A 13,602-nucleotide genomic window follows, 5' to 3' on the forward strand; every position below is an offset into this window, starting at 1 on the left:
GGGATCGGGGTCGGATACGGGACCGGGACGGGGACGGGACGGGGACGCCGGGCTCGACGGGCCTGCCGGAGCGTGCGCGTGCGCCGGAGCGGAGACCGGCCGGTCCGGTGCGTCGTCGGCGCGGGGAACGAGCCGGTGTACGGGTCCCCTCCGTGCCGGGCCCCGGGTCCCGGGGCGGGCACCGGGACAGTCTGGCCCCGGCGGCGCTCCCCGCTCTGCCCGAAATCCCGCCGAATTCGGCTGGTACCGCCCTTGAATAGCCGACTCGTACGACTCGTGCTCCTCGTGCGGTCGGCGCAGGAGCGGGGAACGCGGAGAGCGGCCCGCCGTACGGAGGCCGGCGGGCCGCTCCCGTCACCACGGTGTCAGCGGGTGAAGCCGGCCCCGAAGCCGTCGTCCCCGTTGGCGTGGAGGCCGAGGACGTCCTGCTCGAAGGTGAGCGCCCCCTTGCCGGTCACCCCGGCGGCGGTGGACCGGAACGCCGTCACCGCGCCGGCGCCGTAGTACTCGCCCGGCGCCCCGGCGATCAGTTCGCCCCGGCGGTCGCCGGTCACGTCGATGATCTTCACGGCGGAGCCGAACCGGTCGCGGTCCCCGGCCACCCCGGGCACGTCCCGGGTGTTCTGGCTCACGACCCGCGCGCCCTTGCCGGACGGGCCGCCCCCGGCGCCGCGGAGCACGACCACCGTGCCCGCGTCGTCGCGGCCGGCGAAGTTCTCCTCGGGGACCCCGACGGCGATGTCCCCGAAGCGGTCGCCGTCGACGTCGCCGATGGAGACGGACGCACCGAAGTCGTCGTTGCCGGTCGGGTGGGCGGAGCCCTCGGCGACCCCCGGGACCCCCGGGCTGTCCTGGTTGAGGGGGCGCGCCCGCTCCGTCGCCGCCCCCCGGGCGGAGCCGGGGATCCAGACGATCTTCCCGCCCCGGTCGATCGGCTCGGGGCTGTATCCGTCGAGGGGGCAGCCGAGGACGATGTCGTCGTACCCGTCGCCGTCGGTGTCGCCGATGGCCAGGGAGCGCACGCCCACGCCCTTGCCCGCCAGGGGCTTCGCGGGCCCGGGCCCCTTGGTGGTGCCCAGCCGCAGCACGGCGGAGGGGCCCTCGGCGGCGCCCCGGCCGAGGCGGTTGTACGCGAGGTCGGCCCGCCCGTCGCGGTTCACGTCGCCGACGGCCAGGTCCCGCACGTACACCTCGTCCCGCTCCCGCACGGCGACGGACGTGGACGCGGGGGATCCGTCGCGACGGAACGGGCCGGAGAGCAGGCGCAGTTCGGTGGCGCCCGCGTCGGTGGTGACCACATCGGTGTCGCCGTCGCCGTCGAAGTCCCCGGCCGCCGTGGCGGCGCCCGCGCGCGCCGCCTCCCGGGTGCCCTCCCACAGCTTCGCGCCGCCGGACAGCCCCTTGGGGCCGCCCCAGACCACGGCGAGCGCCCCGGCGTCCCGGTGCGGGCCGAGATCCTCCCCGCTCGCGCCGACGATCAGGTCGGTGTAGCCGTCCCGGTCGAGATCTCCGCTGGTGGGCGCGTATCCGAAGGCGTCCTCCTGCTCGGGCACGCCGGGCACGCCCGGGGTGTCCTGGTGGATGAGCCGATGCTTCGCGTACAGCGGGCTCCTCGGCGAACCGTGGAGGGCGGCGGCGTAGCCGGGCATGAGGACGTCCTCGACGTTCGCGCCGGCGGCGGAGACGACGACATCGCGGTGGCCGTCACCGTCGAAGTCCTCCGGCCGGGCCTTGGGCCGGGCCTTCGGCGCGGCGGCGACGGACGCCCGGGCGTCGGGCGCGGCCCGTACGGAGGTGTCCTGTGGCGCGGCGGACGTCGTCGTCGGTGCGGCCAGGGTGCCGACGGCCGCGATCGCGGCGGCCAGCCCCAGGCCGCGCGTCGCTCTGTGTGCCTTCACGAGGGTCCCTCCCGGGATCGGCGGTGCAGCCGGACGCGCGGTGGGCGGCCGGACACCGCCATCGCGCGGGGTGCTCTGCTGGACCCGTGAGCCCGTGCGAAAGTTGCACGGCGACGCCGTGATTCCCCGGCGGCGGACCCGTGCCGGGAGTCCGTGCCCGGAGCCCGTGCCGCGCTCCCGGTGCGGCAGGGCTCGTCCGGTCCGGTCCGGTCCTGTCCGGGCGTCGTTGTGCGCGGCGGGGCCGGGAACCACGGGATACCGAAGAAATGGCATATGTCCGGTCAAGTTCCGGCAGAATCCTTCCGTATCCCAAATTCTGCTTATGATTTCGAGCGTGTTCGACTCCCGGCAGATCAAGACCTTTCACGAAGTCGTCAGGTCCGGGTCCTACTCCGCGGCCGCCCGCGCCCTGGGATACACCCAGCCCGCGGTCAGTCAGCAGATGAAGGCGCTCGAACGGGACGTGGGCACCCCCTTGTTCATCCGCGTCGGCCGGGGGATCCGGCTCACCGAGGCCGGGCTGACCCTCGCCCGGCACTCCGGGACCATCCTGGAGTCCGTCGACGCCGCCCGGCGGCAGATCGACTCCCTCACCCGGCTGCGCTCCGGGCGGGTACGGCTGTGCGCCTTCCCCAGCGCCGCTGCCACCCTGATACCCGAGGCCATGGCCCGGCTCGGCACCGACCACCCCGGTGTCCGTCTGGAGCTGCTGGAGGGCGAGCCGCCCGAGTCGCTGCGGCTGCTGACCCGTGGCGAGTGCGACATCACGCTCGCCTTCAGCTATCCCGGTCTCGCCGTCGAGATCCCGGACGAGGTCGAGGAGATACGGCTGCTGGAGGACCGGGTCACGATCCTCCTGCCGACCGGTCACCCCCTCGCCCGCCGCCGCGCCGTGCAACTCGGCGACCTGGCCGGGGAGCGCTGGATCGCGGGCTGCCCCCGCTGCCGCGCCCACTTCCTGCACGTCTGCGCCGAGGCCGGGTTCACCCCCGACATCTCCTTCGCCACCGACGACAATCTGGTGGTCCAGTCCCTGGTCGCGGCCGGTGTCGGCATCGCCATGATGCCCACCCTTGTACTGTCGTTCCTCTGCCACCGCAAGATCACCGGGCGGCTGGTGGAGCCCCACGCCTTCCGGCGGATCTCCGCGTACGTCCTCCGGGACCACCAGCGCATCCCCGCCGTCGGACTCGTCCTGGACGAGCTGCGCCGGGTGGCGGCCAACCACGTCGGCTGCTGACCCACCGGCCCCCGGTACCCCGGAACGCCGGTCGCGCCGCCCCCGCGCCCGTGGCGGGCGGGCCGGCGTCCGGCGGCATCCATAAGCACGCGTGGGGGGAACGGCAACAAACCGTCGTTGGACGTGATGGATCCGCGGTCGCACGCTGCGGTCATGACGACCTCCGCCGCTCCTGGTCTCCTCACCCCCGAGGCCACGCCGGCACCTCGGCTGGCCCGCCTCATCGACGCCCTGCGCGCCGACGTCTCCCGTGGTCTCGCACCCGAGCCCACGGCCCGGCTCGTCGCCCGCACCCTCGGCCCCTGCCTCGGCGACCCCGGGCTCCTCACCCCCGCCCAGCGCCGGGCCGACCCCGCGTGCTACCGCCAGCACGTGCTGCACGCCGAACGCGACGGCAGCTTCTCGCTGGTCGCCCTCGTCTGGCTGCCCGGCCAGCACACCCCCGTCCACGACCATGTCTCCTGGTGCGTCACCGGCGTCCACGAGGGGGTGGAGAGCGAACGCCGCTACCGCCTGGTCCCCGAAGGGCGCTCCGCCCGGCTCGTCGCCACCGAGGACGTCGTCAACCCCCAGGGGACCGTGGCCGCGTTCGCCCCGCCCGGCGACATCCACCTCGTACGCAACGACGGGCCCGGACTCGCCGTCTCCCTCCATGTCTACGGCGCCGACATCTCCCGCCTCGGCAGCAGCATCCGCCGGATCTACGACCTCCCGGCCGACCGCTGATGGCCCTCACCGGCACCCGGACCGCCCCCGCCGGGCACCGGCGGGGGCGGCTGCTGCCCGTCCTGCCCCCGGCGGTCCCCGGACTCGCGCTCGCCGCCACCGGCACCGTCGCTGCCTGGCTGGTGCACCGGGCGGTGCCCGCCGTCCCCCTGCTCACCGCGGCCGTCCTGCTCGGCCTCGCCGCGGCACACGTGCCCCGGCTGCGGACCCGGATCACCGGGCGGTACCGCCCGGGTCTGGCGGTCGCCTCCCGCCGGCTGATGCGCGTGGGCATCGTGCTGCTCGGCCTCAAGGTCGGCGTGGGCGATCTCCTGGGGCTCGGCTGGGCCACCGTCGTCATGGTGGCCGGCGTGGTCGCCGCCACCCTCCTCGGCACCTGGTGGCTCGGCCGCCGCCTCGGCCTGCCCGGCGATCAGCCGCTGCTGATCGCCACCGGCTACGCCATCTGCGGGGCCTCCGCCATCGGGGCGGTCTCCGCCGTACGCGACAGCGACGAGGAGGACATCGCCCCCTCCATCGCCCTGGTCACCCTCTGCGGCACCCTCGCGATCGTCGTCCTGCCGCTGCTGCACCACCCCCTCGGCCTGAGCGCCGGGGAGTTCGGGCGCTGGGTCGGCGCCTCCGTCCACGACGTGGGCCAGGTCGTCGCCGCCGCCGGCACCGCGGGCGGGACGGCCCTCACCGACGCCGTCGTCGTCAAACTCCTGCGGGTCATGACGCTGGCCCCGCTGGTCGCCGTGCTCGCGCTGGCCGCCCGGCGCCGCATCGCGGCGGAAGCGGGCCCCGGGGACGGCTCCCGCGCCGCGCGCCCACCGCTGGTCCCCCTGTTCGTCGCCGGGTTCCTCGCCATGGTCGCGCTCCGCAGCACGGGAGCCGTGCCCGCCGAGGCCCTGGGCATGGCGGCCACCGCCCAGGAGATCCTGCTCGCCGCGGCCCTCTTCGCCCTAGGCACCGCCGTCCATCTGCCCTCCCTCAGCCGTACGGGGATGAGGGTCGCGGGGCTGGGCCTGGCCGCCTGGGTGCTCATCGCCGCCGTGTCCTACGCCGGGGTGCTGCTGACCGCCTGACCACCCGCCTGACCGCCGCGCTGACCGCCTGAGCGGCGCCGCGCCCGCCGTCCGGGCGTGCGTGAGCAGGTACGGGAACGGGTGACGAGGGCCCCGGTCGCGGGCCCGCCGGCCGGCAAGGAGATGATCCTTTCCGATCGCCCGGGTCCGGCCGGGGCCGCACCGGGCACCGGACCCGCCCACGAGGGGAGCGCCCCGCCATGACCGACCACCGCCACCGCTGCGCCGTACTCGACGACTTCCAGTCCGTGGCGACAACCGCCGCCGACTGGTCACCCCTGGCCGACCGGGTCGAGGTCGTCTCCTTCCCGTCCCACGTCACCGGCGAGGACGAGCTGGCCGCCGCGCTCGACGGGTTCGACATCGTCGTCACCCTGCGCGAACGGGTGGCTTTCCCGGCGTCGCTGTTCGCCCGGCTGCCCCGGCTGAAGCTGCTGATCGCCTCGGGCATGCGCAACTCGGTGATCGACTTCGCGGCCGCCGAACGCCACGGGGTCACCGTGTGCGGCACCGCCAGCTCCTCCACCCCTCCGGTCGAGCTGACCTGGGCCCTGCTGCTCGGGCTCGCCCGGGGGATCGTCCCCGAGGCGACCGCGCTGCGCGAGGGCGGGCCCTGGCAGTCCACGGTCGGCGCCGACCTGCACGGCCGCCGGCTCGGACTGCTCGGCCTGGGGAAGATCGGCAGCCGGGTCGCCCGGGTCGGCCTGGCCTTCGGGATGGACGTGGTGGCCTGGAGCGCCAACCTCACCCGGGAACGGGCCGAAGAGGCCGGGGCGGCCCACGCCGGCTCCCTGGACGAACTGCTGCGCACCAGCGACTTCGTCTCGGTCCACCTCGCGCTCGGCGACCGGACCCGGGGCCTGATCGGGGCCCGGGAGCTGGCGCTGATGCGGCGGAGCGCCTATCTGGTCAACACCTCCCGGGCGGCGATCGTCGACCAGGACGCCCTGCTGACGGCCCTGAGGGAGGGCGCCATCGCGGGGGCGGGCGTCGATGTGTTCGACGTCGAACCCCTCCCGCCCGGCCATCCGATGCGGACCGTGCCGCGCCTCCTCGCCACGCCGCATCTCGGCTATGTGTCGCAGGCCAACTACACGACGTACTACGGGCAGGCGGTCGAGAACATCCAGGCGTTCCTGGCGGGCGCCCCGGTGCGGCGCCTGGGCTGACCGGACGGCCGCGCCCGCATCCCCGGCGGCGCGGCCGGCCCGTACCGTGAGCCGCAGGGCAGGGCAGGGCAGGGCCGGTGCCGTGTGCTCAGGTGGAGGCGGAGACGGGGACCGCGAAGTCGTAGCCGGCGGCCCCGCAGCGGTGGCAGAGCCGCCAGTTCCCCTGGGCGCTCGCGTTCTCGCCCTCGCCGCCGGGACCCAGGTTGTACGCCGGCCGGAAGGTCCAGCCCACGGCGTGGTGCGGGCCCCGGGTGCGCGGACAGAGGCTCTGCCGGCCGGTGCAGTAGGGGACGAAGAGCAGCTCGAAGCAGTTCACGCGGAACCGCCGGCCGTTCATCGCGGTCCGGGGCTGCGCGGCGGCCGTGGCGGTGGGAGCCGGCACGGCCGCGGCCGCGGTCGCGGCCGCCGCCACCGGCACCCCGGGCCCGGCGGCCAGGAGGGAACGGCGAGGTCATCGTCCGGTGCCGGGTGACTTCCGGATGGGTTCCCCATCGCCAAGCGTGCTCAGGCAGGATGCTGTGGATTGAAGCATCCGATCGGGATGACCGGAACGGGTCGGGTGATTCGGACGGCGAGCGGAGTCCGTCCGGGCGCCCGCAGGCGCGCGGGGCCGCGCTGTGCGGTGCTGTGCTGTGCTGTGCGGTGCGGTGCCGCGAGGTCAGGCGGCGGGCTTGCCGGGCTGGTCGTGGGTCGCGCAGTGGATGCCGCCCCCGCCCGAGGCGACCGTGTCGATCGCGACCGGCACGATGTCCCGGTCGGGGAAGTGCTCCTGGAGGATGCCCCGGGCCCGGTCGTCGGCCCTGCGGTCGCCGAACCGGGGCATGAAGACCGAGTCGTTGGCGATGTAGAAGTTGGCGTAGGTCGCCAGGAAGTCGTCGCCCTCGCCCGTGATCCGGTTCAGATCGGGCTGCGGCAGGTCGACGACCTCGAAGCGCCGGCCACGGGCGTCCGTCGCCTTCGACAGGACGGAGTGCGCCTGGTCGGCGGAGCGCGACCAGGAGTCCGGCGGGGTGCCGGGGTGCGCGCGGTCCAGCAGGACCACACCGGGCGCGGTGAAGCGGACGAGGCTGTCCACGTGGGCGTCGGTGATGTCCTCGCCGCGCACACCCTTCAGCCAGACCACCTTCTCGACGCCCAGGAGCTGCTGGAGTTCGGCCTCGATCGTGTCCCGGCTCTTGCCCCGGTTGCGGTTGTCGTTGACGATCGAACTCTCGGTGATCAGCAGGGTGCCCTCGCCGTCGGGCTCGAAGGAGCCGCCCTCCGAGACCAGCGGGGCCTGCACCCGGGGGATCCCGTACTCCCGCAGCAGGGTGCGGCCGACCCGGGCGTCGTTGGTGTGCTCCTGCTTCCCGCCCCAGCCGTTGAAGTTGAAATCGACGCCGACGACCTCGCCGCCCTCCTCCACGAAGACGGGGACGGTGTCCCGGGCCCAGAGATCGTCCACGGCCAGCGGGATGACCTCGACCTGCGAGCCGCAGGCCCGCTGGGCGGCGCGCACCTGGGAGGGCCGGGCCATCATGACGACCGCCTCGTACTCCCCGACGGCCCGCGCGATCCGGGCGATGTCCTCGCGGACGTAGCGCAGGTCCTCCTCCCAGACCGAGGAGAGGGCCGGCCAGGACATGAACGTACGGGTGTGGCTCTCCCACTCCGCGCCGAGGCGGCGCTTCGCGTCCGCCGAGGTCTGCCGGGGGGATCCGGTGGATCCGGTGGATCCGGTGGCGGCGGTGGAACGCACGGCGGTGCCGGAGCTGCCGCAGGCCACCGTGGAGAGGACGGCCGCGCCGAGCCCGGCGAGCGCGCGCAGGGCGGTCCGGCGGGCGGGCCGGCGGACGGGGGAGGGGTTCGACACGGGAGGCTCCGATCGTGGACTGGTGGGACGGGTGCGTCCGGCCGGGGCGGGCGCGCGGGAGGCGCGGCACGGACCGGCGGCCCCGGGCCCCTGGGACAAGGGTGCGCGCCCACTCCCGCGAACGGTCGGTACGCGGGGAGGTGGGGCGACCCGTGTCGCCACTCTGACACTGACTGGAAATTCAGTCAAACGGCGGAACGTGGCGGGGCGGGACCGTGCGGGCCCCGCGCCGCCGGCCCGCACGCCCGGTGACGGGCCGCGTACGCCCGCCCGGGAGCGCCCGGGTAGGGTGCGGGTCATGGCGTCTCGCAGCACTCAGATCCTCGAAGCGGCCGCCCGGGTGATCGCCCGGCGCGGGGTCCGCGGGCTGCGTGTGGAGGAACTCGCGGCCGAGGCCGGCGTCTCCACCGCCTTGATCTACTACCACTTCAAGGACCGCACGGGGATCCTGCGCCAGACCCTCGAATTCATCAGCGACCGCGCCGAGCGCTACACGTCCGGGCGCGGCCCGGACGAACCGCCGCTCGCCCCCCGGGAGGAGCTGGAGGAGACCCTGTTGCTGGAGCTCCAGGACACCGTGGAGGTCCGGGAGAACAGCTCCGCCTGGGGCGAGCTGCGGGCGAGCGCCGTCTTCGACGAGGTGCTGCGCGAGGATCTGGCCAGGGCCACCCTGGAGTGGGTCCAGGAGGTCGCCGCGCTGCTGGGCCGGGTCCAGCCGATGGCGCCCGCCTCCTCGCTCGCGGCCGCCGCGGAACGGCTCACCGCCCTGCTGGAGGGGCTCAGTGTGCGCTGGCTCAGCGGCGGCATCAGGATCGGCCACGCGCGCGAGCTGATGCGCGGCGCCGTCGACGCCGAACTGGCCGGCCTGCGGCAGGACTGACGCCCTCGGACACCACCCGCTGCGGAGGATGGAGGCCGTGCACTGCCCCCGATTCTGACTGAATTTTCAGTCAGAATCGGGGGTGCCGGGCTCACGGGATGACGGGCGCGTCCTGAGCCAGGAGCAGCGCGGTGCCGATCTCGGCCAGCCGGTCCGCGAGATCGGGGCGGCCGCCCACGGCTCCCGTGCGGGCCGCGTTGTCGATGACGGTGAGCACCGCGACGACGACGATCCTGGCCTCGGCCGTGTCGAGGCCGGGCCGCGCCTCGTCCAGCAGCCGCACCCACAGCGCGAGGTACTCCCGCTGTGTCTGCCGGGCCAGCTTGCGCTCCTTCTCGGGCAGCTGGTCCAGCTCGCCGATCAGCAGGCCGATCAGATGGCTCTCGCGGATGGCGAACCCGATGTACGAGCGCAGCAGCCGGTCGAGGGTCCCGCGCGGGGTGCCGGGTACGGCGAGGGCCTGGGCGGTCGCCGCGCGCCGCTGCTCGCCGCCCCGCAGGACACCGGCCACGAGCAGGTCGGTCTTGGTGGGGAAGTGCTTGTAGATGCTGGGGCCCGACGCTCCGGCGGCCTCGCCGATGTCGTCGGTGCTCACGGACTGGAAGCCCCGCTCGTCGAAGAGCCGGATCGCCTGGACGAGGATCTCCTCCCGGCGTGAGAGGGACGGGCCCGTACACCCACCGGGGGAGGATTCCTCCGAGGCGGCGGGCCGGATGCCCAGTGGGCAGCGGGCCGTGGCGCTCGCGAGCCGGTACAGCAGGTGTTCGAAGCGGCGGCGGGGCAGCGAGGTGCGGTGCCAGGAGATGGACCCGTACACCGACAGGACGGCCCAGGCGAGCAGTTGCCCGTCGGCCCGGTCCAGGTCCGGGCGCTCGGCGCGGATCAGGGCGCCGATCCGGTCGGCGACACCGCCCAGGGCGCGCCGCTGTTCCTCGCGGTGGTCCTTCGGCAGATGGCGTGCCTCGCGCTGCCACAGCACGGCCGCGCCCCGGCGGTCCATGGTCCCGGACGCCGAGGAGCGGAGGCAGGTGTCGAGGTCGGGCGCCGCCGCCGCGGCTGCCGCGACCGCGGCGACGGTGGTGTCCACGACCTGGCGCAGCAGATCGGGCTTGCCGCGGAAGTGCCGGTAGAGGGCGGGGGCGGTGATGCCGACCTCGGCGGCGACATCGGCGACCGAGACATTGTGGTAGCCGCGGGTGCGGAAGAGCCGGGACGCGGCGGCGAGGATCCGGGCCTTGCGGTCGGGGGGTCTGCGCGTGGTCGTGCGTCCCGGCGCTCCCGGTGCTTCCGTCTGCATGCCCGTTCGCCCCTCACGGTCGCTCACCTCGGGTGAAGGCAGAATATCCGCAGGCCGGTGCGTCGGTGGACGAAAGGCCGGTGCACCGGTGGACGGACGACGGCCGTCAGAGCAGTTCGAGGATGGTCGCGTTGGCCATGCCGCCGGCCTCGCACATGGCCTGGAGGCCGTAGCGGATGCCGTTGTCGCGCATGTGGTGGACCAGGGTGGTCATCAGGCGGGCGCCGGAGCCGCCCAGCGGATGGCCGAGTGCCATCGCGCCGCCGTTGGGGTTCATCAGGCGGTGGTCGGCGCCGGTCTCCTTCAGCCAGGCCAGGGTGACCGGGGCGAAGGCCTCGTTGATCTCGAACGCGCCGATGTCGCCGATCGACAGGCCCGAGCGGTCGAGGGCCTTGGCGGTCGCCGGGGCGGGGCCCAGGGCCATGGTCACCGGGTCGCAGCCGGCGAGGACGGCGGTGTGCACCCGGGCCAGCGGAGTCCACCCGTACCGGCGCGCGATCGCACCGGTGGTGATGAGCAGCGCGGCGGCCCCGTCGGAGATCTGCGACGAGTTGCCCGCGCTCACGACGCCGTTCTCCTTGAACGGGGTCCTCAGCGCGGCGAGTCGCTCCGGGGTCGAGCCGCGCCGTATCCCTTCGTCGGTGGCGAACACGGCGGTGGTGCCGTCCTCGCGGGCGACGGCGACCGGGGTGATCTGGGCGGTGAAGCGGCCCTCGTCGAGGGCGCGGGCGGCGCGCTCGTGCGAGTCCAGCGCGTGCCGGTCGAGTTCCGCGCGGCTCAGCCCGTACCGTTCGGCGATCATCTCCGCGCCGACGCCCTGGTCGAACTCGCCCCGGCCATCGGGGAAGTAGCGGCCGAGCACCAGCGGGCCGTACGCCCGGCCCGCGCCGGGGACGTCGCGGGCGGATCCCATCGGCACCCGGCTCATCGACTCCACGCCGCCCGCGACGGCGATGTCGTACTGGCCGGCGACGACCAGGCCGGCGGCGAAGTGCACCGCCTGCTGGGAGGAGCCGCAGGCACGGGAGACGGAGACACCGGGGACGGACTCGGGCCAGCCGGCCGCGAGCGCGGCGAACCTGCCGACGACACCGGACTGCTCCCCGACCTGCGAGACGCACCCCCAGACGACATCGTCCACCAGGGCCGGGTCGAGTCCGGTCCGTTCGGCGAGGGCGGTCAGGACATGGGCGGAGAGATCCACCGGATGGATGCCGGAGAGGGAACCGCCGCGCTTGCCGATGGGCGTCCGCACGGCGTCGACGATCACTGCGTCACGCATGGGCTGCTCCTGAACGAACGGAGAAGGGAAGCGTCAAGTTATTCCAAGCTAACCAGCATGTCCAGGTTGTGTTTCCGCAGTCGATCGCCTTGACAGCCGATCAGCGGGGCGGAAAAGTGAAAACCTGCTAACCCGAGATCACGGAAGAGGCGGGTATGCCGCGCACGATATTCAACGAGGAGCACGAGGCGTTCCGGCAGATGGTCCGGGACTTTCTCGCGAAGGAGGCGGTGCCGCACCTCCAGGAGTGGCTGGCGGCCAAGGCCGTGCCGCGCGACTTCTACCGCAGGCTCGGCGCGCTCGGCGTCCTCGGGGTCGAAGTGCCCGAGGAGTACGGCGGGGGAGGCGGGCACGGCCACCACTTCGGCGCCGTGCTCGCGGAGGAGGTCGCCCGCGCCGGGGTCACCGTCGGCACCGCGATGACGCACGCCCACATCATCCTGCCGTACCTGCTGCACTTCGGTACCGAGGAGCAGAAGCGGCGCTGGGTCCCGGGCTGCGCCTCCGGCGACCTCATGCTCTCCATCGCGATGACCGAGCCCGGCACCGGATCGGACCTGGCCGGCATCCGGACCTCGGCCAGGCTCTCCGGGGACGGCACCCACTATGTGCTCGACGGGGCCAAGACCTTCATCACCGGCGGCACCCAGTGCGATCTGGTCCTGGTGGTCTGCCGTACGTCGCCCGCCCCGGCCGCGAACCGGCGCGGCGGCCTGTCGATCCTGGTCGTGGACGCCACGAGCGAGGGCTTCACCGTCGGCCGGAGCCTGCACAAGATCGGCCTGCACGCCTCCGACACGGCGGAACTCTCCTTCGACGGGGTACGGGTCCCGGTGGAGAACCTGCTCGGCGCGGAAGGGGAGGCGTTCTCCTGCCTGGGGCGGAACCTGGCCCGCGAGCGTCTGGTGATCGCCGTCCAGGCCGCGGCGGCGGCCGCCGCCGCCATCCGGTTCACCCGCGCGTACGTCCGCGACCGCCAGGTCTTCGGCAGGCCGGTGGCGTCCTTCCAGAACACCAAGTTCGTGCTCGCCGAGTGCGCGACCGAGGCGGAGGCCGCCCGGCTGCTGGCGCACGAGGCACTGGAGCGCGACGCCGGGGGTGAACTGACCGCCGACTACGCGGCGATGGCGAAGCTGCACTGCACGGAGGTCGCCGGCCGCGTCATCGACAAGTGCCTCCAGTTGCACGGCGGTTACGGGTACATGCTGGAGTATCCGATCGCCCGTCTCTACGCCGACACGCGTGTCATGCGCATCTACGGCGGCACGAGCGAGGTCATGAAGACGATCATCGCCAAGTCCGCCGGTCTCTGACCGCACGGCACCGCACGGCACGGCACGGCACCGCACGGTCCGTATGGCACCGCCCGGTACCGCACGACCCGTTACCGCACCGCTCATGAACAGGAAGCCATCATGCAGATCAACGGAGTGTCCGCCGTCGTCACCGGTGGCGCATCGGGCCTCGGCCTCGCCACCGTCGAGCGCCTGCTCGGCGCGGGCGCCCACGTCGTCCTGCTGGACCTGCCCGGCTCCGACGGCGAGCGGCTCGCCCGGGAACTCGGCGAGCGCGCCCACTTCGTCGCCGGTGACGTCCGCAGCACCGACGACGCGGCCCGCGCCGTCGCCACCGCCGCGTCCCGGGCACCGCTGCGCATCACCGTCAACTGCGCGGGCCTCGGACGAGGCGGCCGCACGGTCGCCCGGGACGGCACGCCCTACCCGCTGGAGGACTTCGCGTACGTCGTCGGGGTCAATCTGATCGGCACCTTCAACGTGCTCCGCCTCGCCGCCGCCGAGATGGCCCGGACCGACGAGGTCGACGGCGAGCGCGGCGTCATCGTCAACACCGCGTCCGCCGCCGCCTTCGAAGGCCAGATCGGCCAATGCGCCTACTCCGCCTCCAAGGGCGGCATCGTCGGTATGACCCTGCCGGCCGCCCGCGACCTGGCCGCCGCCAGGATCCGCGTCATGACCATCGCCCCGGGCCTCTTCTCCACCCCCCTCCTGAACCGCAAGCCGCAGGAGGCCCTGGACGCTCTGGGCGCCCAGGTGCCGCACCCCTCACGCCTCGGCGACCCCTCCGAGTACGCGCACCTGGCGGTCTCGATCATCGAGAACCCCATGCTCAACGGCGAGACGATCCGCCTCGACGGCGCCATCCGCATGGCCCCGAAGTAGCCCGTCACCCT

General features: G+C 74.0%; 12 protein-coding genes. 7 read left to right on the top strand and 5 right to left on the bottom strand.

Annotation, left to right across the window (positions count from 1 at the left end; genetic code table 11):
- Nucleotides 1-365: 365 nt before the first annotated feature.
- Nucleotides 366-1,898, bottom strand: a complete 1,533-nt coding sequence (locus SYYSPA8_RS03020; RefSeq protein WP_323445307.1) for an FG-GAP repeat protein — start codon at nt 1,896-1,898, stop codon at nt 366-368.
- 334 nt (nt 1,899-2,232) lie between these two features.
- Here SYYSPA8_RS03020 and SYYSPA8_RS03025 point away from each other — a divergent pair, with 334 nt between their 5' ends.
- The 4 genes from SYYSPA8_RS03025 (at nt 2,233) to SYYSPA8_RS03040 (ending at nt 6,100) form a co-directional block, all read left to right on the top strand.
- Nucleotides 2,233-3,138, top strand: coding sequence for a LysR family transcriptional regulator (locus tag SYYSPA8_RS03025; RefSeq protein ID WP_323445308.1), 906 nt, complete (start codon nt 2,233-2,235; stop codon nt 3,136-3,138).
- A 153-nt stretch (nt 3,139-3,291) separates the two neighbouring features.
- Nucleotides 3,292-3,864 carry a cysteine dioxygenase family protein gene (locus tag SYYSPA8_RS03030; protein WP_323445309.1) on the top strand — a complete coding sequence of 191 codons (573 nt, stop codon included), beginning with the start codon at nt 3,292-3,294 and terminating at the stop codon, nt 3,862-3,864.
- Complete coding sequence (locus SYYSPA8_RS03035) at nt 3,864-4,931, top strand: YeiH family protein (RefSeq protein WP_323445310.1); 1,068 nt, start codon at nt 3,864-3,866, stop codon at nt 4,929-4,931. Before SYYSPA8_RS03030 ends, SYYSPA8_RS03035 begins: the two co-directional genes overlap by 1 nt.
- Before the next feature lie 200 nt (nt 4,932-5,131).
- Nucleotides 5,132-6,100, top strand: a complete 969-nt coding sequence (locus tag SYYSPA8_RS03040) for a D-2-hydroxyacid dehydrogenase family protein (protein WP_323445311.1) — start codon at nt 5,132-5,134, stop codon at nt 6,098-6,100.
- Nucleotides 6,101-6,188: 88 nt separating this feature from the next.
- On the opposite strand, the gene SYYSPA8_RS03045 is transcribed toward SYYSPA8_RS03040, so the two are convergent.
- Together SYYSPA8_RS03045 and SYYSPA8_RS03050 are read right to left on the bottom strand one after the other, a co-directional pair.
- Nucleotides 6,189-6,482 carry a hypothetical protein gene (locus SYYSPA8_RS03045; protein WP_323445312.1) on the bottom strand — a complete coding sequence of 98 codons (294 nt, stop codon included), beginning with the start codon at nt 6,480-6,482 and terminating at the stop codon, nt 6,189-6,191.
- A gap of 276 nt (nt 6,483-6,758) precedes the next feature.
- A complete protein-coding gene (locus SYYSPA8_RS03050) occupies nt 6,759-7,952 on the bottom strand; it encodes an agmatine deiminase family protein (RefSeq protein WP_323445313.1) in 1,194 nt (397 codons plus the stop codon).
- A gap of 298 nt (nt 7,953-8,250) precedes the next feature.
- On the opposite strand from SYYSPA8_RS03050, the gene SYYSPA8_RS03055 reads away from it, so the two are divergent.
- Nucleotides 8,251-8,832, top strand: coding sequence for a TetR/AcrR family transcriptional regulator (locus SYYSPA8_RS03055; protein ID WP_323445314.1), 582 nt, complete (start codon nt 8,251-8,253; stop codon nt 8,830-8,832).
- Nucleotides 8,833-8,923: 91 nt separating this feature from the next.
- On the opposite strand, the gene SYYSPA8_RS03060 is transcribed toward SYYSPA8_RS03055, so the two are convergent.
- Nucleotides 8,924-10,129: a TetR/AcrR family transcriptional regulator gene (locus SYYSPA8_RS03060; protein ID WP_323445315.1), complete on the bottom strand. Its 1,206-nt coding sequence runs from the start codon at nt 10,127-10,129 to the stop codon at nt 8,924-8,926.
- Between the two features lie 106 nt (nt 10,130-10,235).
- Nucleotides 10,236-11,411 carry a thiolase family protein gene (locus tag SYYSPA8_RS03065; protein ID WP_323445316.1) on the bottom strand — a complete coding sequence of 392 codons (1,176 nt, stop codon included), beginning with the start codon at nt 11,409-11,411 and terminating at the stop codon, nt 10,236-10,238.
- Between the two features lie 155 nt (nt 11,412-11,566).
- On the opposite strand from SYYSPA8_RS03065, the gene SYYSPA8_RS03070 reads away from it, so the two are divergent.
- On the top strand, nt 11,567-12,724 hold the full coding sequence (locus SYYSPA8_RS03070) for an acyl-CoA dehydrogenase family protein (protein WP_323445317.1): 1,158 nt from the start codon (nt 11,567-11,569) through the stop codon (nt 12,722-12,724).
- Nucleotides 12,725-12,826: 102 nt separating this feature from the next.
- Entirely contained in the window at nt 12,827-13,591 is a 765-nt protein-coding gene (locus SYYSPA8_RS03075) for an SDR family NAD(P)-dependent oxidoreductase (protein WP_323445318.1), read from the top strand.
- Nucleotides 13,592-13,602 lie beyond the last annotated feature (11 nt).

The sequence above is a fragment of the Streptomyces yaizuensis genome (genome assembly GCF_034961445.1).
Classification (GTDB): domain Bacteria; phylum Actinomycetota; class Actinomycetes; order Streptomycetales; family Streptomycetaceae; genus Streptomyces; species Streptomyces yaizuensis.